The sequence below is a fragment of the Novilysobacter antarcticus genome, from assembly GCF_019802285.1.
GTDB classification, from domain to species: domain Bacteria; phylum Pseudomonadota; class Gammaproteobacteria; order Xanthomonadales; family Xanthomonadaceae; genus Novilysobacter; species Novilysobacter antarcticus.
Map to the genome: position 1 here is coordinate 668,755 of NZ_JAIEUJ010000002.1, position 18,408 is coordinate 687,162.

Sequence of the window (18,408 nt, forward strand, 5' to 3'; positions counted from 1 at the left end):
GGTTTCAGGCGTCGTCGTGGTCGGTCCCTTCGTCCGCTTCCGCGAAACCCGGGTCGTCGAACAGCTTCGGATAGTCCGCCAGCGCGGCGGTCATGTCGGCCACCGGGGACGGATCGGCCGGATCGCCGTGCAGGGCTTCCGCGCCCGCCATCAGCCGGGCCAGTACCGCGTGCAGGGCAACGTCGGGCTCGGCGTCCAGCGTGCAATTGGCGAACATGTAGGCCGCCGCCTCGTCGACCTGGGTCGCCAGCTGGTCCACCTGGGCCTCATCGAGATGCCCCATTTCATGGTGATGCAGGCCGGCCATCGCGTCGCGCATGCGCCGCATGCCTTCCATCAGCGGCGCGTCGGGTTCCCATTTGACGTGGTCGGCCGGAATCGTCATCACCGCGGTATCGGCGTGATGGTCCGCGTGCGCGGCGTGTTTGTGCGCGTCCGCCGCAGCAGGCTTGGCCTGCTGATGCTGGGCGTGGCTGTGTGTGCTGTCCTGCGCCTGAACCGCCGACGGTGACAGTGCCAGCCCGAGACCGATCGCAGCTGCGACCGCAACGGCCAACGTGGTCTGTGTCTTCATACGATCAATCTCCTGGAAAGACGAGGGGACACTCAGACCCGCGCGAACACGAGGCTGGCGTTGGTACCGCCGAAACCGAAACTGTTGGACATCACCGTGTCCAGCGTGGCGTCGCGGCTTTCGCGCACGATCGGGAAGCCTTCCACGCGAGGATCGAGGTAGTCGATGTTGGCCGAACCGGCAATGAAGCCCTCGCGCATCATCAGCAGGCAGTAGATCGCCTCGTGCACGCTGGCCGCGCCAAGCGAGTGGCCGCTGAGCGCCTTCGTGGATGAAATCGGCGGGACGTCGTCACCGAACACGGTGCGGATCGACTGCAACTCCACCACATCGCCCACCGGGGTGGAGGTGCCGTGGGTGTTGAGGTAGTCCACCTTGCCGACCGGCGTGCCGTGGATGCCGGCCATCGCCATCTGCATGCAGCGCACCGCACCTTCGCCGGACGGGGCGACCATGTCGACGCCGTCGGAGGTCACCCCGTAGCCGACGAGTTCGGCAATGATGTTCGCGCCGCGTGCCACGGCGTGCTCGTACTCCTCCAGCACCAGCATCCCGCCGCCACCGGCGATGACGAAGCCGTCGCGGTCGGCGTCGTACGGACGGGAGGCCTTTTCCGGGGCGTCGTTGCGCTTGGTCGACAGGGCGCCCATCGCATCGAACTGCGCGGTCATGCCCCAGTGCAGCTCCTCACCACCGCCGGCAATGATGATGTCCTGCGCGCCGTGGCGGATCAGGTCGGCTCCGGCGCCGATGCAATGCGCGGAGGTCGCGCAGGCGGCGGAGATCGAATAGCTCAGGCCGCGGATACCGAATGCGGTCGACAGCGTTGCCGATACGGTGGAGCCCATGGTGCGCGGCACCATGTACGGACCGACCTTGCGTACACCGCGGTTGCGCAAAAGGTCACCGGTTTCGATCTGCCACTGCGGCGAACCACCACCGGAACCGGCGATCAGCCCGGTGCGCACGTCGCGGACCTGCTCATCGCTGAGGCCGGCGTCGGCAATCGCATCGCGCATGGCGACGTAGGCGAACCCCGCCGCGTCGCCCATGAAGCGCTTCACCTTGCGGTCGATCTGCTCAACCAGGTCGATCTGCGGCTCGCCGGCGACCTGACTGCGCAGGCCCAGTTCGGCGTACTCGGGGATAAAACGGATACCGGGGGTGCTGGTACGCAATGCCCCGGTCACACTGGCCTGATCGTTGCCCAGGCAGGACACGATGCCCATGCCGGTAACCACTACGCGCCTGTCTGCCACACCGCCCATGCTCAGAAACCCTCCGTCGAGGTGAACAGCCCCACCCGCAGGTCTGAGGCAACATAGATCTCGCGCCCGTCAACCAGGGTGCGGCCGTCGGCGATCACCAACTCCAGCTTGCCGCGCATGATCCGGCGGATATCCAGCTCATAGGTCACCAGCTTGGCATCGGGCAGGACCTGGCCGCTGAACTTCACCTGCCCCACGCCCAGCGCGCGACCGCGACCCGGTGCGCCCAGCCAGGGCAGGTAGAACCCGCACAGCTGCCACATCGCATCGAGCCCGAGGCAGCCCGGCATGACCGGATCGTTCTCGAAGTGGCACGGGAAGAACCACAGGTCGGGGCGGATATCCAGCTCGGCGCGGACAAAGCCCTTGCCGTACTTGCCACCCTCGGTGGTGATCTCGGTGATGCGATCGAACATGAGCATCGGCGGCGCCGGCAGTCGCGCGTTGCCAGGGCCGAACATCTCGCCGCGGGCGCAGGACAAAAGCTGCTCGCGATCAAAGGAAGAAGGTCGATTCATGTAGTCACACAGCGCAGGGGAAACCTTGGATTCTGCCGGTTTGGCGAAAGAAATGTGTTGACTGACGTCAACCCACACAGCCGTACGCTCCCGTATCCAATGGCCGCAGAGATCGCAATCGACGATGTGACGCTGGGTAATCACACAACATCGCGGGTACTGTTGTGTGCGATTCAATCCGTCGATCTTGGGTGGCTACTCTTTCCCGCCGCCCGTCGGATTGTGCCGGGGAAGCGACTCCACCTGATCCTGGTCAAGAATCCGGCGGAAGAACGCGGTCATAGACGGAAATTTGATCAGGATCAAACTGAGTGCCACGGATGCTGCGACCCTTGCCCCAAATCCAGCGCGCGCCCGGCTCCACGTGCAAGTGCCCGGTCGCCGCAACAGCCAACAGCCATCAACCCTCACACCACCACAGAGAGTCACGGATGAAACCCAAGAACGTCTATTTGATACCGCTATTGGCGGCACTGGCACTGGCATTGCCAGCCTGTGACCGCAGCAGCCCGTCGTCCGACACACCGGCCGCCGGCGCCAGCCAGGACAAGATCGTAGGATCGCGAAAGGGCGACTTCGGTCCGCCGCAGGGTGAGCCGATCAAAGCGATCCTGACCAGTCCTCCGCATGTGCCGCCGGCAACCGGCCGTACCGCACCGGCCAAGGTCATTGTGGAGCTGGACGTGATCGAGAAGGTCATGCCGATCTCCGAGGGCGTGGACTACACGTTCTGGACCTTCGGCGGCACCGTACCGGGCAGCTTCATCCGCGTGCGCCAGGGCGATACGGTGGAATTCCACCTGCGCAACATGCCCGACAGCAAGATGCCTCACAACATCGACCTGCACGGCGTGACCGGTCCGGGCGGCGGCGCCGCCTCCAGCTTCACCGCGCCCGGCCACCGCACCCAGTTCACCTTCAAGGCGCTCAACGCCGGCCTGTTCGTCTATCACTGCGCCACCGCACCGGTCGGCATGCATATCGCCAACGGCATGTACGGGATGATCCTGGTCGAGCCGCCGGAAGGTTTGCCGGAGGTGGATCGCGAGTACTACGTGATGCAGGGTGATTTCTACACCACGGGCAAATACCGCGAGAAAGGCCTGCAGCCGTTCGACATGGAAAAGGCGATCGACGAGAACCCGACCTACGTCCTGTTCAATGGCTCGGAAGGGTCCACCACCGGCGACAAGGCACTGACGGCCAAGGTCGGCGAGACCGTGCGACTGCACGTCGGCAACGGCGGCCCCAACCTGGTGTCGAGCTTCCATGTCATCGGCGAGATCTTCGACAAGGTCTGGTACGAGGGCGGCACCAACTATCAGGAAAACGTCCAGACCACGCTGATTCCGGCGGGCGGCGCGGCGATGATGGAGTTCCACCTGGAAGTCCCGGGCAGCTACGTGCTGGTTGACCACAGCATCTTCCGCGCCTTCAACAAGGGTGCGCTGGCGATCCTCAAGGCCGACGGCCCGGAGAACAAGGAGATCTACTCGGGACTGGAAGTCGACGAGATGTACATCGGCGACCGCGCCGGCGACAGCCTGGGTGCGGTGGCGGTAGCGGCCAAGGCGCAGGCCAGCGGCGATCTGACCGTCGAGGAGCAGATGGCGGCCGGCAAGGAGCTGTTCATGGGCACCTGCTCGACCTGCCACCAGGGCAACGGCGAGGGTATGGCCGGCGTGTTCCCGCCGATCGCGGCGTCGGACTACATCAAGGCCGACCCGTCATCGCTGCCGCGCGTGATCCTGCACGGCCTGCAGGGCCCGGTCACGGTCAATGGAGAGGACTACAACTCGATCATGCCGCCGATGAACCAGCTGACCGACGACGAGGTGGCCAACATCTCCACCTATGTGCTCAACAGCTGGAACAACCCGGGTGGCAAGATCACCAAGGAACAGGTCGCTGAAATCCGCAAGAGCAAGCCGGCCAACGCCTCGGCGGGCCACTGACGTGATCCGTGCGATCGCCGCCGCGGTCCTGGTGGCAATCCCCTTCGTCGGCGTCCTCGCCGGCGAGGGGGACTACCTGCCGATACCGGCCGGCAAGTTTGCCAGTGCACTGAACTACGAAGACGCGCCCGGCAAACAGCCGGTCGCGGCCTACTCGATGATGCGTACCCCGGTCACCAACGCCGACTTCCTGGCGTTCGTGAAGGCCAACCCGAAGTGGCGGCGCGACCGGGTGCCGACCGTCATGGCCGAGAAACGCTACCTGTCGCACTGGGCCGGCCCGCTGGAGCTGGGCGAGACGGCCAAGCCGGGCCAGCCGGTGGTACAGGTCAGCTGGTTCGCTGCCGACGCCTACTGCGCCGCCCAGGGCGCCCGCCTGCCCACCTGGACGGAATGGGAATACGCCGCGGCTGCCGATGAGACCCGGCGCGACGCCCGCAGCGACCGCATCTGGCGCGAACGCATCCTGCGCTGGTACTCGCGGCCCTCAAACACCGCCCTGCCCCGCGCCGGCCTGCAACCGGCCAACGTCTACGGCGTGCAGGACCTGCACGGGCTGGTCTGGGAATGGACCGAGGACTTCTCCTCGATGCTGATGGACGCCGACAACCGCAACCAGGGCGACCCGGACAACGCCCGCTTCTGCGGCGCCGGCGCGCTGTCGATGAACGACCGCGACAACTACGCCGTACTGATGCGCGTGGCGATGCTGTCCTCGCTCAGCGCCGAGGCGACCACCGCCAACCTGGGTTTCCGCTGCGTCAAGGACACACCATGAAATCACTTGCCCTTTCCATCGCCCTGGCCGTGCTGGCTGGCGGCACGGTGGCGATCCCGGCCGCGGCCCTGGCCGCCTCCCCCGCTTCGCAGAAGTCGCCCCTGCCGAGCAACTCGGTCTACCAGCTGGACGTGCAACTGACCGATCAGGCCGGCCGCAAAAGCGCGTGGCGTGACAAGCGCGGCCAGCCCCAGCTGGTATCGATGTTCTACACCTCCTGCCAGTACATCTGCCCGCTGATCATCGACAGTGGCAAGGCGGTGCAGAAGCAGCTCGACGACAGCGAGCGTGAAAAGCTCGGCGTGACCCTGATCAGCATGGACCCGGCCCGCGATACGCCGCAGGCACTGGCCAAGATCGCCACCCAACGGAAACTCGATCCGGCGCAGTGGACCCTGGCCAGCCCCGCAGCCGACGACGTGCGCTCCGTCGCAGGTGTGCTCAACATCCGCTATCGCGCACTGGCAGATGGCGAGTTCAACCACACCAGTGCGCTGGTCCTGCTGGACGGCGAGGGCCGGATCCTGGCCCGTACCGAGAAGATGGGTAGCAAGCCCGATCCGGAGTTCGTCGCCGCGGTGCGCAAGGCACTCAAGTAAGCCGTCCCTCCGGGGGCTCCATCCGGGCACACGCCAGATCCGGCACAGCCTGACGCTACGCCGGCGTCGGGCATGGCTGCGTTTCGTCGGCGCGATCATCTACAATGTCCGTACCTGGCCGCATCCAGTGCTGGTATTCAGCAAAGCGGCAGGCAGGCGGGCGGTCAAGGCGCCCAGCCGGCCCATCACGAGCGGCGCTGTGTCCGTTCGCCCGTGCTGGTTCGGGTGCGCGCCGAGACCTGCCACGGACTCATCGGAAAGTGGTCGGGCGACGGCTTACCGCAGACACTCCTTACCACCCACCGCACCCCACCAGATTGATCCAGATCAAGTACCCGTCAGCTTGCATTCGGGAAAATAGGTGCTAACGCAAAATGAAGGTCCATCCATGACTGTGCATCACGATGCCGTGGCAAGGCCGGGCGCTCCCGGCGTACCCGAGGCCGCCGCTCCACGCGGTTACTACAACGACAAGGTCGTTCACCAATTCGTGGTGGCGACGATGTTCTGGGGCATCGTGGGCATGGCGGTCGGCGTGTTCATCGCTGCCCAGCTGTACTGGCCGGCGCTGAACTTCGACACCCCGTGGCTCAGTTACGGCCGCCTGCGCCCGCTGCACACCAACGGGGTGATCTTCGCCTTCGGTGGCTCGGTCCTCTTTGCCACCAGCCTGTACGTGGTCCAGCGCACCTGCCACGTCCGCCTCCTCTCGGACAAGCTTGCCAGCTTCGTCTTCTGGGGCTGGCAGCTGGCCATGGTCAGCGCGGTGATCACGCTGCCGCTGGGAATCACCCAGAGCAAGGAATACGCCGAGCTGGAATGGCCGATCGACATCCTGATCGCGGTCGTCTGGGTGGCCTATGGGTGGTTGTTCTTCGGCACCATCGCCAAGCGCAAGGTCAAGCACATCTATGTCGCCAACTGGTTCTACGGCGCGTACATCATCGGCGTGTGCATGCTGCACATCGTCAACAACCTGGCCATGCCGGCCGGGCTGTTCAAGTCGTACTCCCTCTACACCGGCGCAGTGGATGCGATGGCACAGTGGTGGTATGGGCACAACGCGGTGGCATTCCTGCTGACCGTGGGCTACCTGGCGATGATGTATTACTTCGTCCCCAAGCAGGCGCAGCGCCCGATCTACTCCTACCGCTTGTCGATCGTTCACTTCTGGGCGCTGATCTCGGTCTACATGTGGGCCGGCCCGCACCACCTGCACTACACCGCGCTGCCTGACTGGGCGCAATCGGTGGGCATGGTGTTCTCGGTGATCCTGCTCGCTCCCAGCTGGGGCGGCGCGATGAACGGCATCCTGACCCTGTCGGGCGTATGGCACAAACTGCGCACCGACCCGATCCTGAAGTTCCTGATCGTCGCCATCAGCTTCTACATGATCGCGACCTTTGAAGGTCCGCTCCTGTCGATCAAGACGGTCAACTCGCTCAGCCACTACACCGACTGGACGGTGGGCCACGTCCACGCCGGCACCTTGGGCTGGGTGGCTATGATCTCCTTCGGCTCGCTGTACTCGCTCTATCCCCGCCTGATCGGGGCCAAGGAGATGTTCTCGACCAAGTGGATCGACGCGCACTTCTGGCTGCACACCATCGGCGTGGTGTTCTACATCGCCTCGATGTGGATCGCCGGAATCACCCAGGGCCTGATGTGGCGCGCAACCAACGCCGACGGCACGCTGACCTACAGCTTCGTCGAGTCGCTGGCGGTCACCTATCCGTACTACCTGGGCCGCCTGCTGGGCGGGGTGATGGTACTGGCGGGAATCTGCCTGATGGCTTGGAACATGTGGCGCACACGCCAGAGCGTGCTCGCACCTGCCGCACATCCGGTCCTGCCGCCACACGCGGCAGCGGCAAAGGGCTGAGGAAGACAAGATGGCTTTCGGACACGAAAAGATTGAGAAGAACATCGGCCTGCTGGCAGTGCTGGTGGCGGTGGCGGTTTCACTGGGTGGATTGGCGGAAATCGTTCCGCTGATGTACCAGGCAGAGGCGATCAAACCCCTGCCGGGTGTCAAACCCTACCCCGCGCTGCAACTGGCCGGCCGCGACGTGTACGTTCGCGAGGGGTGCTACAACTGCCATTCGCAGATGATCCGCACCCTGCGTTTCGAGACCGAGCGCTACGGCCATTATTCGCTGGCCGGCGAGTCCGTCTACGACCGTCCGTTCCAGTGGGGATCCAAGCGCACCGGGCCGGACCTGGCCCGGATCGGCGGTCGCTATTCCGACGACTGGCACCGCGTCCACATGGTCGATCCGCGCGCCCTGGTGCCCGAATCGAACATGCCGGCGTTCCCGTGGCTGGCCAAGAACGAGGTCAGCGGCGAGAAGATCACCCGCCACATGAAGGCCCTGCAGCGCTTGGGCGACCCGTACACCGACGAGGAAGTGGCCAGCGCCGCGGACGACGTGGCAGGGAAGACCGAACTCGACGCAGTCGTTGCCTACCTGCAAGGCCTCGGCCTGCATGCGCCCCGCGGAGGTTGAACCATGCTGTCTGGATTGATCACCCTCTTCCTGATGCTGATCTTCATCGGCATCTGGGTCTGGGCCTGGCGCCCGGAGAACAAGGCTGCATTTGATGAGACGGCACGTCTCGCGCTTGAAGACGAACCGGGCGACATGGCTATCGTCGCCAACGACGCAAGGAAACAGGACGCATGAGCACCAGTTGGTCGTGGTATGTCATTGCCTTGGCGGCATTCAACCTGCTCGGCATCAGCTGGCTGCTGTGGTGGACCTCCAAGCGCCGCCCCGGGGACCCGAAGCCGGAGGAAACCAGTCATTACTGGGACGAGGACATCACCGAATACAACAAGCCGATGCCGCGCTGGTGGATCCAGGGCTTCTACATCAGCATCGCGTTCGGAATTGCCTATTTCTTCTGGTACGGCGGCCTCGGCAGCTACCCCGGCTACAGCGGTTGGTCGTCGAAAACCGAGCACGCGCAGGACAAGGCGATCTGGGATGAGACCCTGGCCGAGACGTTCCGTCCGTACGAAGGCAAGCCGATCGACCAGCTCGCCGGCGATCCGGTGGCGCTGAACCTGGGACGCTCGATCTTTGCCAACACCTGCGCGACCTGCCACGGCTCCTCGGCCCAGGGTGCGATCGGCTATCCCAACCTGACCGATGACATCTGGCATTGGGGTGGTGCGCCCGACACGATCCTGGAAACCGTCCTGGACGGTCGCGAAGGCGTGATGCCCGAGTGGGGCAAGGTCCTGACCGGCATGGGCGGCGAGAACGCCGTCGACTACGTGATTGCCTACGTGCGCGCCCTGGGTACGACCGACCAGGCGACCCGCAACGACTTCATGGCCGCACGCGGCAAGAAGCTCTACGACGGCGTCTGCGTGGCGTGTCACGGGGTGGACGGCAAGGGCAACCAGGCCCTGGGCGCGCCCGACCTGACCGATGACTACTGGATGTACGGCGACAGCAAGGAAAGCCTGTACCAGACCATCGCGAACGGTCGCCACGGCGTGATGCCGGCGCACCGCGAGGTGCTGGGCGAGACCCGCTCGCGTCTGGTGGCCGCGTATGTCTGGTCATTGTCCAACAAGCCGGCGGATACCAAGGCGGCTCAATGAGTAAATACGCGCAGCCCTCACCAATGGAACACCCGCCGCGACCGATGGCGCAGCGGGTGGGAGCGATCCTCTGGCCGAGCTTCTTTGCGGCCGGAGTCTCCACGATGGTTTTCTTCGCCCTCGTGGATCCCTTGCAGCTGCGCGACATGACCTTCCCCGAGGTGTCCATCACCCCGGGGCTGGGTTACACGATCGGCTTCTTCATGTTCTGGCTGGCGACCGCGTCATCGAGCCTCTTCACCTGGCTGCTGTTGCGGCCCGCAAGCAGGTTCAATCAATCGTTACCCCCGAAGTAACCATCATTACAGGCAGTCTGCGGTGAGCAAGAAAATCGACATCGACCTCCTTGACGACGGCAGCGGAAGCTCCGTCTACGTCAAGGAGCGGAAGGTCTATCCGCGAGATGTCAACGGCCGGTTCGACCGCCTGCGCAAGGCGGCGGTGTTCTGGTTGCTGGGCATGTACTACGTGTTCCCGTGGCTGCAGTGGGATGGCCACCAAGCGGTCCTGTTCGATCTGCCGGCGCGCAAGTTCTACGTCTTCGGGCTGACCTTCTGGCCACAGGATTTCACCTTCCTGGCGATGCTGCTGATCATCCTGGCGATGATCCTGTTTTTTGTCACCGCCCTGGCCGGGCGCATCTGGTGCGGTTACGCCTGCCCGCAAACGGTCTGGACCGAAGTGTTCCTGTGGATGGAGCGCTGGACGGAGGGTGACCGCGCCAAGCGGATGAAGCTGGACGCCGGCCCGTGGAACGGCAACAAGATCCTGCGCAAGGGCAGCAAGCACGTGCTGTGGATCGCCTTCGCGCTGTGGACGGGCTTCACGTTCGTCGGTTTTTTCACCCCGATCGTCAGCCTCGGCCAGCGCATCTGGCCGTTCGACTGGAACGGCTGGGAAACCTTCTGGGTGTTCTTCTACGCGCTTGCCACGCTGGGCAACGCAGGCTTCCTGCGTGAGCAGGTCTGCCGCTACATGTGCCCGTACGCGCGCTTCCAGAGCGCGATGTTCGACCGCGACACCCTGATCATCGCCTACGACCCGATGCGCGGTGAGCCGCGCGGACCTCGCCGTCGCGGCCTGGGCGATGTCATCTCGCGCGGCCGTGGCCTGCTCGACAAGGCGCTGGCCTACGAACTGGTCTTCCGGGCGAGCGGTCACGACGCCGCCGGCAACGCCATGGAAGTGGCGCGTGCCGATGCCGGGCTGCCCAACGACGCCGCATTCGGTGCCAGCCTGGAGGTCGCCCTGCCGCGCCCGGACCCCGAACTGGCCGGTGACTGCATCGATTGCACGTTGTGCGTGCAGGTCTGCCCGACCGGCATCGATATCCGCAACGGCCTGCAGTACGACTGCATTGCCTGCGGTGCGTGTGTCGATGTGTGCGACGAGGTCATGGACAAGATGGGCTACCCGCGTGGCCTGATCCGCTACTCCACCCAGAACGCGATCGACGGCAAGCCGACCCGCGTCCTGCGCCCGCGCGTGTTCATCTATGCGGCGCTGCTGCTCGTTCTGACGGGTGCCTGGGCCTGGGGCATTGCCGCCCGCAGCCCGCTGATCGTGGACGTGCTGCGTGACCGCAACGCGCTCTACCGGGTCACCGCCGACGGCATCGACAACGGCTACACCCTGAAGCTGGTCAACAAGACCGACATGGAGCAGGACTATCGCATCACTCTGGACGCCAAGACACCAGGGATCGAGTTGCGCGACGCCGGCACCAACGTGCACGTGCAGGCCGCTCAGGTCGCGTCGGTACCGGTGGAAGTCACCGCCCCGGCCAGCGTGCAGGGCCGCCACGAGGTGCGCTTCATCATCGAGTCGGCCGACGGCAGCATCCGCCAGGTCGCGGACAGCAGCTTCTTTGGACCCACCCCATGACCAACGCCTCCCCGAAAAAACCCGGCAATCCGGCTGACGCCAACAGCAAGCCGGAATCGCCCTGGCGGATGCCGATCGTCTGGCTGGTGATCGCGCTGCCGGCGGCCGTGGTGATCGCCAGCATCGGCCTGATCTTCATCGCTGGCGGCGACGGCAACGATGTGGTCCGCGACGACGTCCAGCGCACCGCGCAGATCCAGACCGCGGACCTCGGCGCGGATGCGTTCGCCAGGGAGCAGAAACTCAGCGCGATCGTGCGCACCGACGCGGAGGGCGGCTTCGTCGAAGTGCTCCCGGTCAGCGGCACCTTCGACCGTAACGCGCCACTGCGTCTGACCCTGGCCCACCCGACCGATTCGGCGCGCGACACGGTGTTGCTGCTCGCCCCGGGCGAGCTGGGCTGGCGCGCCGACGCCGAGCTGGACGACAGCCACGACTGGAAGGTCGAGCTGGGGCCCGAGGACTCCCATTGGCGCCTGAAAGGGCGTCTCCCCAAGGGCCAGCAGGCCACCAACCTGCGGCCTTCGTTGCAGGCCGAGTAGGTCCGTGCAATGGCTACGGCGATGAGCGCAGGCGTCACCACGCGCAACGAATCGCTGCTCGCGGATACCGACGGCTGCTACCACTGCGGGGAAGCGCTCCCCGCATCACCGGCGCGCATCGAACTGGATGGGTCGGACCGCCTGTTCTGCTGCGACGGGTGCGCCGCGGCAGCGCAGTGGATCCGCGAAGCCGATCTGGGCGACTACTACCAGCTGCGCAGTGAACACGCCGGCCGGGTCGATACCGACCCCGTGGATCTGGCGGTCTGGGACCGCGACGAACTGCTCGCCGAGCACGCCCACGACATCCCCGGCGGCCGCGAGATCACCCTGCTCACCGACGGGATGCGCTGCGCCGCGTGCGCGTGGCTGATCGACCGCGTGCTGGCACGGGAGGCCGGCGTTCTGGAGGCTGGCGCAAACGCCGTCACCGGGCGGATCCGGGTCGCCTGGGATCCGGCGCAGACCTCGCTGTCGGTTCCCTTGCAGCGGCTCGTGGCACTCGGCTACCGACCCTATCTGGCCAGTGGCGAAGCGCGGGAGCGGGCCCATCGCCGCCAACGGAACCGGGACCTGATCCGGATCGGCGTCGCCGGCCTGGGATCGATGCAGGCGATGATGCTCGCCGGCTCGCTGTACCTGGACACGACCGGCTCGATGCCGATCCCGACCCGCGACTTTTTCCGCTGGCTGACGTTCCTGGTCTCCACGCCGGTGGTGTTCTACGCCGGCTGGCCGTTCATCAGCGGCGCATGGCGCGAACTGCGCCACCGCCAACTGGGGATGGACACCTTGATCGCCGGCTCGACCCTGCTGGCGTACTTCGCCAGCGTGGTCGGCACCATCAGGGGCAGCGAACACGTCTGGTACGACGCCGCGGTGATGTTCGTCTTCCTGCTCTCGATCGCGCGGATGCTCGAGCAACGCGCGCGCAACATCGCCAGCGCACAGGTCGACGCGCTGGCCCGTGCCCGTCCGGCCTTTGCCACCCGTGAGCTGGCCGACGGCAGCCGGGAGTCGATCCCCTTGCCGACACTGGTGATCGGCGATATCGCCTGCGTGGCGGTGGGCGAAGTCGTGCCCGCCGACGGCCGGCTGCTGGATGCCCACGCGCGCTTCGAGGAAGCGCTGCTCACCGGCGAGTCCAGCCCGGTCGACAAAGCCGCGGGCGATCCGGTGTTCGCCGGCACCGTGTGCCGCGAGCAGCCCGCCCGGCTGGCGGTCACAGAGACCGGCAGTGCCACCCGCCTGTCGCAACTGGCCCGGCTGGTCGAGCAGGCGCAGGCGCAGCGTCCGGCGCTGGCCCGCACCGCCGAGCGTGTCGCCCACTATTTCGTCAGCGGGCTGTTGGTGGCGACGGTCGCGGTGTACTTCGGCTGGCGCGCGTACGACCCGTCACGCGCTTTCGAGGTCACCCTGGCGCTGCTGGTGATCAGCTGCCCGTGCGCGCTGTCATTGGCCGTGCCCGCTGCGCTGGCCGCGGCACACGGGGCTCTGGCCCGGCTTGGCGTGCTGGCGGTACGCGAGAACGCCCTGGACCGGCTGGCCGACGCCACCGACATCGTCTTCGACAAGACCGGCACCCTCAGCGACGGCAAGCCGGCGCTGGCGGCGGTCGAGGTGTCGGCCGATCTGGATCGCGCCCAGGTGCTGCGGATCGCGGCGGCGCTGGAGCGCGACAGCGGCCATCCGATCGCGCGCGCGTTTGCGCGCGTGGAGGACGCTCCCCTGGCCCGCGATGTCCGCGCCGTTCCGGGCCAGGGCATCGAGGGGGTGGTCGACGGCCGGTTGTGGCGTCTTGGGCAGGCGGGTTTCGCCGCGGGCGCCGGCGACGATGGCTGGCTCTGGCTCGGTGACGGTACCCGGGCGGTCGCGCGTTTCCAGCTGGCCGAGTCGGAGCGCGCCGACGCCCGCCTCGCGGTCGAATCACTGCGTGAACTGGGGCTCTCGGTCCACCTGTCCAGCGGCGACGCCGCCGGTGCGGTGGCACGCTTCGCCCGGCAGGTCGGCATCGAAGAGGCACACGCGCGGCAGAGCCCGGAGGACAAGCTCGCCTACGCCCGCGCGCTGCAGGCGCAGGGGCGGATCGTGGCGATGATCGGCGACGGCCTCAACGACGCGCCCGTGCTCGCCGGCGCGGATGTCTCGCTGGCGATCGGGGAAGGCGCCGCGCTGGCCCAACGCGCCGCCGATCTGGTGCTGACCGGCTCGTCGCTGTCGCGCATTCCCGAGGCCGTCTCGGTGGCGCGGCGGACGCGGCGGATCATCCACCAGAACATCGGCTGGGCGATCGGCTACAACGTCCTCGCCCTGCCCTTGGCGGCCGCTGGCATGGTCACCCCGTGGATCGCCGCACTGGGTATGGCGTTGTCCTCGCTGATTGTCACCGCGAACGCACTGCGCCTGACCCGCGCGCCGGCAACCGCGCCGGCACGGCGCCACTCCCGACTGACGGCCGCGGAGGGTCGCCCATGAATATCCTGCTGTTCCTGATTCCCGTCAGCATGCTCGGCCTGGGGCTCGCGTTGTGGGCCTTCATCTGGGCGGTCAAGCGCGGCCAGTTTGAAGACATGGACACTCCAGCGCTGGATATCCTGCGCGAGGACGAACACGACCGCCCGGTCGTTGATTCGCGGGCGAGCAGGCTTGACCCGCCCGGCACAGGCACCGCGCCTACCGTGCCGACGCCGCCGGCCAATGAAAACGCGCACTTGAACGCGCCCAAGCCGGACCGGAACGACTGAGGATGCCGTTGGACTGGCTCACGCTGGGCGCTGCCGTCCTGACCGGGCTGATGGGCGGCGTGCACTGCGCGGCGATGTGCGGCGGCATCGCCACCGGCTTCTCGGCCATGGGACCGCGGGCAAGTTGGAAGTACGCGGTCGAGCCCAATCTGGGACGGGTCCTGGGTTACACCCTGGCGGGCGGGCTGGTGGGCGGCTTCGGCCATGGCATCCTGGATCTGGCGCGGGTGGAGTGGCTTGCGATGGCACTGCGCGCCGGCGTCGGCCTGGTGTTGGTGGTGGTGGCGATTCGCCTGCTCGACCGCAAGGGGCGCCTGGCATTCCTGTCAGGCCCCGGCACCGGCAAACTGTGGGCGAACCTCAGGCCGCTGCAGCGCCGCCTGTTGCCGGCCAATACCAGCGCCAAGCGGATCGGCTTGGGCATGCTGTGGGGCTGGATGCCGTGCGGACTGAGCACCACCATGCTGGCCGCGGCCTGGCTGCAGGCCGATGCGCGCAACGGCGCACTGACCATGGCCGCCTTCGGCCTGGGTACGCTGCCGCTGATGGTCTCGTTGACCTGGTCCGGCGCGCGTCTGGGCCAACGCCTCCAGCGCGGCGGATGGCGCCTTGGCGCCGGGCTGCTCGTACTTGCCGCCGGACTGCTCACCATCGCCTCGCCGTGGTTGATGCAGGTACCGGCGCTGCACAGCTTGCTGGGCGCGCTGGGGTGCCTGCCCCGGCCCGTGTAGCGGTCCCGGAAAACGCCCACGCTTCCGCGTCGTTGAGTCGATTCAGCCCGTCGCGCCGCGTTTCGCCGTACACGCCAGCTCGCCGCCCTGCGCCAATCTCTGCAGCTCCGGCGCGTCGAGGATTTCCACCTTGCGCCCGACCACGGCGATCACGCCATCGTCCTGCAGCCGGGTGAAGCCACGGCTCACCGTTTCCAGCGCCAGACCCAGAAAGTGCGCGATGTCCTCGCGGCTCATTGGCAGGCGAAACTGGGTGCCGGACTCCCCGATATTCCGCAGCCGCTCGCACAGGCTGACCAGGAACAGCGCAATGCGTTCGTTGGCCTGGCGCCGGACCAGCATCTGCAGATGGTCCTGGTCGCGCGCCATGCTGTGCCCGATGACCCGCATCAACTGCTGCTGCAAGCCGGGCACCTGGGCGGCCACGGCGGTCAATTGGTCGAACGGGACCTCGCACACATTGGCCGCGGTCAGGGCGACCGCATCGCAGCGGTGAACCCCCTCGCCCAGCGCGTCCAGGCCGATCAACTCGCCGGCAATATGGAAGCCGACGACCTGCGCATCACCCTCCTCGCTGGTGCTGACGGTCTTGAAGGCACCGTTGCGGGCGACGTAAACCGCGCCGAGGCGGTCGCCGGCGCGAAACAGCAGCTCACCGCGCCCGACCGGCCGCCGGCGCTTCACGATTTCGTCCAGTTGTTGCAGATCGGTGGCACCGATCCCTGCGGGCAGGCAGAGCTGTCGCAGTGAACACTGGGCGCAACCATGACGCAGCGAGGCCAGGTCGATGACCGGCGTCGGCTTGGATAGAGTTTCCATGTGCGCCCATCTTGCCACCATGGAGGGCCGGCGACGAATCGCCCAAGCTGCCGATTCAGCGTGTTCCTCCGGGCACGCGGCGCCGTGCCGATACAATGGCGGCCATGAACATCTTCAAGAGTTTCACCCTTGAGGCGGCCCACCGGCTGCCCAACGTGCCTGAAGGCCACAAGTGCGCACGTTTGCACGGGCACTCGTTCCGCATCGAGATCCACGTGGAAGGCGAACCCGGCGAACACACCGGGTGGATCATGGACTTCTCTGACATCAAGCTCGCGTTCAAGCCGCTGTATGAGCAACTGGACCACCACTATCTCAACGAGGTGCCGGGGCTGGAGAATCCGACCAGTGAGCGACTCGCGCTATGGATATGGGAACGCCTGAAGCCCACGCTGCCGTTGCTCAGTGAAGTGGTGGTGCATGAGACCTGCACTTCGGGCTGCCGCTACCGAGGCTGACCGCTTTTGTCGGTCGTAGGCACACGCTGAAACCCGCGCTGAACGGACCTGAGCGTCTTATGTTGCATCGCAACATAGGCTGCGATATGCTGCAACGCACAAATCGACAAATCTCTTGTCGAGATAAGCAGGAGAGTCCGTCATGTACACCCAATTCAACGAGCAGTTTGCCGCCGCCACCCGTGAGTTCGCCGATGCCGCCGCCCAGGTCAATCGCCTGGCGATCGAAAGCACCGAGTCGATCTTCGCCCTGCAGCTGGCCGCCATCCAGGACCGCGCCAACGCCACGTTCGCCTTCCTGGGCGAAGCCGTCGAAGTGCGCGACGCCGACGGCGTCAAGAAGATCTGGCCCAAGGGCGTGCAGGTTGCGCGCGAGAACCTCGAGCGCGGTGTTGCCGTGAGCCAGAAGGTGTTGGAGCACAGCAGCAAGGCCAACGAGCAGATTGCCGACATCACCAAGTCGCAGCTCGCCTCGGCCGCCAAGACTGCGCAGTCCAGCGCCGAGCAGGTCGCGAATGCGGTCAATGAAAAGACCCAGTCGTTCGTCAAGAACGCGAGCAAGGCCTCCAAGGCCAAGTAAGACTGACCGCCTCGGCGGTAGGAGAGACCCGGAAGCGCAAGCCTCCGGGTTTTTTATTGCCCGGGAGTTGGCCTTGCCAAGCCGCCGGGTCGGATTTGCGCCGCTGCAGACGCGCTGGGAAACGGTCCCCGCAGCGCTGCTAGACTGGCTGCCATGTTCACAGCCACCACGCTTTCCGGCAGCAAGCCGGAGCAATACGCCGAGCTGGCGTCCCAGGCCCGCTCCCTGCTCGCCGGGGAAAGCGACCGTATCGCCAATGCCGCCAACCTTTCCGCGCTGGTCTATCACGCGCTGCCCGCACTGAACTGGGTCGGCTTCTATTTCTACGACGGACACGAACTCGTCGTCGGGCCGTTCCAGGGCCAGCCGGCGTGCGTCCGCATTCCGCTGGACAAGGGCGTGTGTGGGGCCGCGGCATCCACCCGACAGACCCAGCGTGTGGCCGACGTCGACGCCTTTCCCGGGCACATCGCCTGCGATTCCGCGTCGCGCTCCGAGGTGGTCGTTCCGCTGGTCGCCGATGGCCGGTTGATCGGCGTGTTCGATATCGACAGCCCCGAACTTGACCGCTTCGACGCCGATGACCAGCGCGGGATGGAAACGATCGCGGCCATCTTCGTGGAGTCGCTGGCTTGAAGGACAAGCTGCCCAACATCGGGCCCAAGTCCGCTGCGTGGCTGCACCAGGTGGGCCTGCGCACCCGCGAGGAGCTGGCCGAAGCCGGCCCGGTTGAAGCCTTCATGCGGGTCAAGCGCGCAGGCTTCCGGCCCACGCTTAACCTGCTGTATGCGATCGAAGGCGCGCTTCAGGACTGCCATTGGCAGGATGTGTCCCAAGAGCGACGCAGCGAACTGGTGGCTGCCGCGGAGGCCGCCATCGACGACTTGCCGCCACCGCGCCACACCCATCCTGCAGGACCGGTCACCACGACCGTGCTGACCGCCGATACCGTCGCCCCGCGCCCGGACGATCACCAAACCGACTGAGCGCGAGCGCGATGGCGTACAATGCGCCCGCTTCGAGGTGACCTGAAGGCGTCATGCCAACGGGTTGAAACGGGAAGCCGGTGACGCCGCCAAAACGGTCAGACCGGCACTGCCCCCGCAACGGTAAGCGAGTGGACCAGCCGCCTGTCGGCAGGTCCCGTCACGGCTCACCGCCACTGTGCATCTGGCATGGGAAGGCGCCGTGGTTAGTGTCGTGGTATCGACACCTCGCAAGTCCGGAGACCGGCCACGAAGTCGACTGGTTGCGATGCGGAGGGCATGGCGGCGGCGAACTTGCGCCCTGCGCCCGCCTGCTGCCCGGTTCTCACGTCTGCGACTCCCGCACTACAACGCATCGC

The 18,408-nt window shown here is 66.3% G+C and carries 21 protein-coding genes and 1 riboswitch; of the genes, 17 read left to right on the forward strand and 4 right to left on the reverse strand.

Annotated features, from left to right (window positions below; all coding sequences use genetic code 11):
- Nucleotides 1-4: 4 nt before the first annotated feature.
- The 3 genes from KZ491_RS07810 to fabA are packed head-to-tail and all read right to left on the reverse strand — an operon-like array spanning nt 5 to nt 2,360.
- Nucleotides 5-574, reverse strand: coding sequence for a DnrO protein (locus KZ491_RS07810; RefSeq protein ID WP_222565247.1), 570 nt, complete (start codon nt 572-574; stop codon nt 5-7).
- Between the two features lie 32 nt (nt 575-606).
- Nucleotides 607-1,842 (reverse strand): beta-ketoacyl-ACP synthase I, encoded by a 1,236-nt coding sequence (gene fabB, locus KZ491_RS07815; protein ID WP_222565248.1) that lies wholly within the window; start codon nt 1,840-1,842, stop codon nt 607-609.
- A gap of 2 nt (nt 1,843-1,844) precedes the next feature.
- Complete coding sequence (gene fabA, locus KZ491_RS07820; RefSeq protein WP_043957992.1) at nt 1,845-2,360, reverse strand: 3-hydroxyacyl-[acyl-carrier-protein] dehydratase FabA; 516 nt, start codon at nt 2,358-2,360, stop codon at nt 1,845-1,847.
- A gap of 431 nt (nt 2,361-2,791) precedes the next feature.
- On the opposite strand from fabA, the gene nirK reads away from it, so the two are divergent.
- The 13 genes from nirK to KZ491_RS07885 all read left to right on the forward strand — a co-directional run bounded on the left by nirK (nt 2,792) and on the right by KZ491_RS07885 (nt 15,206).
- On the forward strand, nt 2,792-4,315 hold the full coding sequence (gene nirK / locus KZ491_RS07825) for a copper-containing nitrite reductase (RefSeq protein WP_222565249.1): 1,524 nt from the start codon (nt 2,792-2,794) through the stop codon (nt 4,313-4,315).
- Between the two features lies 1 nt (nt 4,316).
- Nucleotides 4,317-5,093 (forward strand): formylglycine-generating enzyme family protein, encoded by a 777-nt coding sequence (locus tag KZ491_RS07830; protein WP_343225576.1) that lies wholly within the window; start codon nt 4,317-4,319, stop codon nt 5,091-5,093.
- A complete protein-coding gene (locus KZ491_RS07835; RefSeq protein ID WP_222565251.1) occupies nt 5,090-5,692 on the forward strand; it encodes an SCO family protein in 603 nt (200 codons plus the stop codon). The genes KZ491_RS07830 and KZ491_RS07835 overlap by 4 nt, the downstream gene beginning before the upstream one ends.
- Nucleotides 5,693-6,080: 388 nt before the next feature.
- Nucleotides 6,081-7,574, forward strand: a complete 1,494-nt coding sequence (ccoN, locus tag KZ491_RS07840) for a cytochrome-c oxidase, cbb3-type subunit I (RefSeq protein ID WP_222565252.1) — start codon at nt 6,081-6,083, stop codon at nt 7,572-7,574.
- 10 nt (nt 7,575-7,584) lie between these two features.
- Nucleotides 7,585-8,199, forward strand: coding sequence for a cytochrome-c oxidase, cbb3-type subunit II (gene ccoO, locus KZ491_RS07845; RefSeq protein ID WP_222565253.1), 615 nt, complete (start codon nt 7,585-7,587; stop codon nt 8,197-8,199).
- A 3-nt stretch (nt 8,200-8,202) separates the two neighbouring features.
- Nucleotides 8,203-8,376: a cbb3-type cytochrome oxidase subunit 3 gene (locus KZ491_RS07850; protein WP_222565254.1), complete on the forward strand. Its 174-nt coding sequence runs from the start codon at nt 8,203-8,205 to the stop codon at nt 8,374-8,376.
- A complete protein-coding gene (gene ccoP, locus KZ491_RS07855; protein ID WP_222565255.1) occupies nt 8,373-9,305 on the forward strand; it encodes a cytochrome-c oxidase, cbb3-type subunit III in 933 nt (310 codons plus the stop codon). The genes KZ491_RS07850 and ccoP overlap by 4 nt, the downstream gene beginning before the upstream one ends.
- Nucleotides 9,302-9,601 carry a hypothetical protein gene (locus tag KZ491_RS07860; RefSeq protein WP_425493107.1) on the forward strand — a complete coding sequence of 100 codons (300 nt, stop codon included), beginning with the start codon at nt 9,302-9,304 and terminating at the stop codon, nt 9,599-9,601. The genes ccoP and KZ491_RS07860 overlap by 4 nt, the downstream gene beginning before the upstream one ends.
- A gap of 22 nt (nt 9,602-9,623) precedes the next feature.
- A complete protein-coding gene (locus KZ491_RS07865; RefSeq protein ID WP_222565256.1) occupies nt 9,624-11,189 on the forward strand; it encodes a 4Fe-4S dicluster domain-containing protein in 1,566 nt (521 codons plus the stop codon).
- Nucleotides 11,186-11,731, forward strand: coding sequence for a FixH family protein (locus KZ491_RS07870; protein ID WP_222565257.1), 546 nt, complete (start codon nt 11,186-11,188; stop codon nt 11,729-11,731). The genes KZ491_RS07865 and KZ491_RS07870 overlap by 4 nt, the downstream gene beginning before the upstream one ends.
- 21 nt (nt 11,732-11,752) lie before the next feature.
- Nucleotides 11,753-14,206 (forward strand): heavy metal translocating P-type ATPase, encoded by a 2,454-nt coding sequence (locus KZ491_RS07875; RefSeq protein ID WP_222565258.1) that lies wholly within the window; start codon nt 11,753-11,755, stop codon nt 14,204-14,206.
- Nucleotides 14,203-14,475: a cbb3-type cytochrome oxidase assembly protein CcoS gene (ccoS, locus tag KZ491_RS12880; protein WP_222565259.1), complete on the forward strand. Its 273-nt coding sequence runs from the start codon at nt 14,203-14,205 to the stop codon at nt 14,473-14,475. The genes KZ491_RS07875 and ccoS overlap by 4 nt, the downstream gene beginning before the upstream one ends.
- 2 nt (nt 14,476-14,477) lie before the next feature.
- Complete coding sequence (locus tag KZ491_RS07885; RefSeq protein ID WP_222565260.1) at nt 14,478-15,206, forward strand: sulfite exporter TauE/SafE family protein; 729 nt, start codon at nt 14,478-14,480, stop codon at nt 15,204-15,206.
- Nucleotides 15,207-15,248: 42 nt separating this feature from the next.
- Here the strand turns inward: KZ491_RS07885 and fnr are convergent, their stop codons facing one another.
- The gene (fnr, locus tag KZ491_RS07890) at nt 15,249-16,025 is read right to left on the reverse strand and encodes a fumarate/nitrate reduction transcriptional regulator Fnr (RefSeq protein WP_222565261.1); all 777 of its coding nucleotides are present in this window, start codon (nt 16,023-16,025) and stop codon (nt 15,249-15,251) included.
- Between the two features lie 95 nt (nt 16,026-16,120).
- Between fnr and queD the strand changes: the two genes are divergently transcribed.
- The 4 genes from queD (at nt 16,121) to KZ491_RS07910 (ending at nt 18,049) form a co-directional block, all read left to right on the forward strand.
- A complete protein-coding gene (gene queD / locus KZ491_RS07895; protein ID WP_222565262.1) occupies nt 16,121-16,483 on the forward strand; it encodes a 6-carboxytetrahydropterin synthase QueD in 363 nt (120 codons plus the stop codon).
- Between the two features lie 142 nt (nt 16,484-16,625).
- A complete protein-coding gene (locus KZ491_RS07900) occupies nt 16,626-17,063 on the forward strand; it encodes a phasin family protein (protein WP_222565263.1) in 438 nt (145 codons plus the stop codon).
- A 153-nt stretch (nt 17,064-17,216) separates the two neighbouring features.
- Entirely contained in the window at nt 17,217-17,699 is a 483-nt protein-coding gene (locus KZ491_RS07905; RefSeq protein WP_222565264.1) for a GAF domain-containing protein, read from the forward strand.
- Nucleotides 17,696-18,049, forward strand: coding sequence for a TfoX/Sxy family protein (locus tag KZ491_RS07910; RefSeq protein WP_222565265.1), 354 nt, complete (start codon nt 17,696-17,698; stop codon nt 18,047-18,049). Before KZ491_RS07905 ends, KZ491_RS07910 begins: the two co-directional genes overlap by 4 nt.
- Before the next feature lie 18 nt (nt 18,050-18,067).
- Nucleotides 18,068-18,315, forward strand: a riboswitch (cobalamin riboswitch).
- Nucleotides 18,316-18,408 lie beyond the last annotated feature (93 nt).

What these genes read in the sequence shown, in the direction of transcription:
- nirK (WP_222565249.1), top strand. Translation starts at nt 2,792, where the DNA reads ATGAAACCCAAGAACGTCTATTTGATACCGCTATTGGCGGCACTGGCA.
- KZ491_RS07875 (WP_222565258.1), top strand. Translation starts at nt 11,753, where the DNA reads ATGAGCGCAGGCGTCACCACGCGCAACGAATCGCTGCTCGCGGATACC.
- KZ491_RS07885 (WP_222565260.1), top strand. Translation starts at nt 14,478, where the DNA reads ATGCCGTTGGACTGGCTCACGCTGGGCGCTGCCGTCCTGACCGGGCTG.
- KZ491_RS07810 (WP_222565247.1), bottom strand. Translation starts at nt 574, where the DNA reads ATGAAGACACAGACCACGTTGGCCGTTGCGGTCGCAGCTGCGATCGGT.
- ccoO (WP_222565253.1), top strand. Translation starts at nt 7,585, where the DNA reads ATGGCTTTCGGACACGAAAAGATTGAGAAGAACATCGGCCTGCTGGCA.
- ccoN (WP_222565252.1), top strand. Translation starts at nt 6,081, where the DNA reads ATGACTGTGCATCACGATGCCGTGGCAAGGCCGGGCGCTCCCGGCGTA.
- fabA (WP_043957992.1), bottom strand. Translation starts at nt 2,360, where the DNA reads ATGAATCGACCTTCTTCCTTTGATCGCGAGCAGCTTTTGTCCTGCGCC.
- KZ491_RS07905 (WP_222565264.1), top strand. Translation starts at nt 17,217, where the DNA reads ATGTTCACAGCCACCACGCTTTCCGGCAGCAAGCCGGAGCAATACGCC.
- ccoP (WP_222565255.1), top strand. Translation starts at nt 8,373, where the DNA reads ATGAGCACCAGTTGGTCGTGGTATGTCATTGCCTTGGCGGCATTCAAC.
- KZ491_RS07870 (WP_222565257.1), top strand. Translation starts at nt 11,186, where the DNA reads ATGACCAACGCCTCCCCGAAAAAACCCGGCAATCCGGCTGACGCCAAC.
- KZ491_RS07860 (WP_425493107.1), top strand. Translation starts at nt 9,302, where the DNA reads ATGAGTAAATACGCGCAGCCCTCACCAATGGAACACCCGCCGCGACCG.
- queD (WP_222565262.1), top strand. Translation starts at nt 16,121, where the DNA reads ATGGCGGCCATGAACATCTTCAAGAGTTTCACCCTTGAGGCGGCCCAC.
- KZ491_RS07850 (WP_222565254.1), top strand. Translation starts at nt 8,203, where the DNA reads ATGCTGTCTGGATTGATCACCCTCTTCCTGATGCTGATCTTCATCGGC.
- KZ491_RS07835 (WP_222565251.1), top strand. Translation starts at nt 5,090, where the DNA reads ATGAAATCACTTGCCCTTTCCATCGCCCTGGCCGTGCTGGCTGGCGGC.
- KZ491_RS07900 (WP_222565263.1), top strand. Translation starts at nt 16,626, where the DNA reads ATGTACACCCAATTCAACGAGCAGTTTGCCGCCGCCACCCGTGAGTTC.
- fnr (WP_222565261.1), bottom strand. Translation starts at nt 16,025, where the DNA reads ATGGAAACTCTATCCAAGCCGACGCCGGTCATCGACCTGGCCTCGCTG.
- ccoS (WP_222565259.1), top strand. Translation starts at nt 14,203, where the DNA reads ATGAATATCCTGCTGTTCCTGATTCCCGTCAGCATGCTCGGCCTGGGG.
- fabB (WP_222565248.1), bottom strand. Translation starts at nt 1,842, where the DNA reads ATGGGCGGTGTGGCAGACAGGCGCGTAGTGGTTACCGGCATGGGCATC.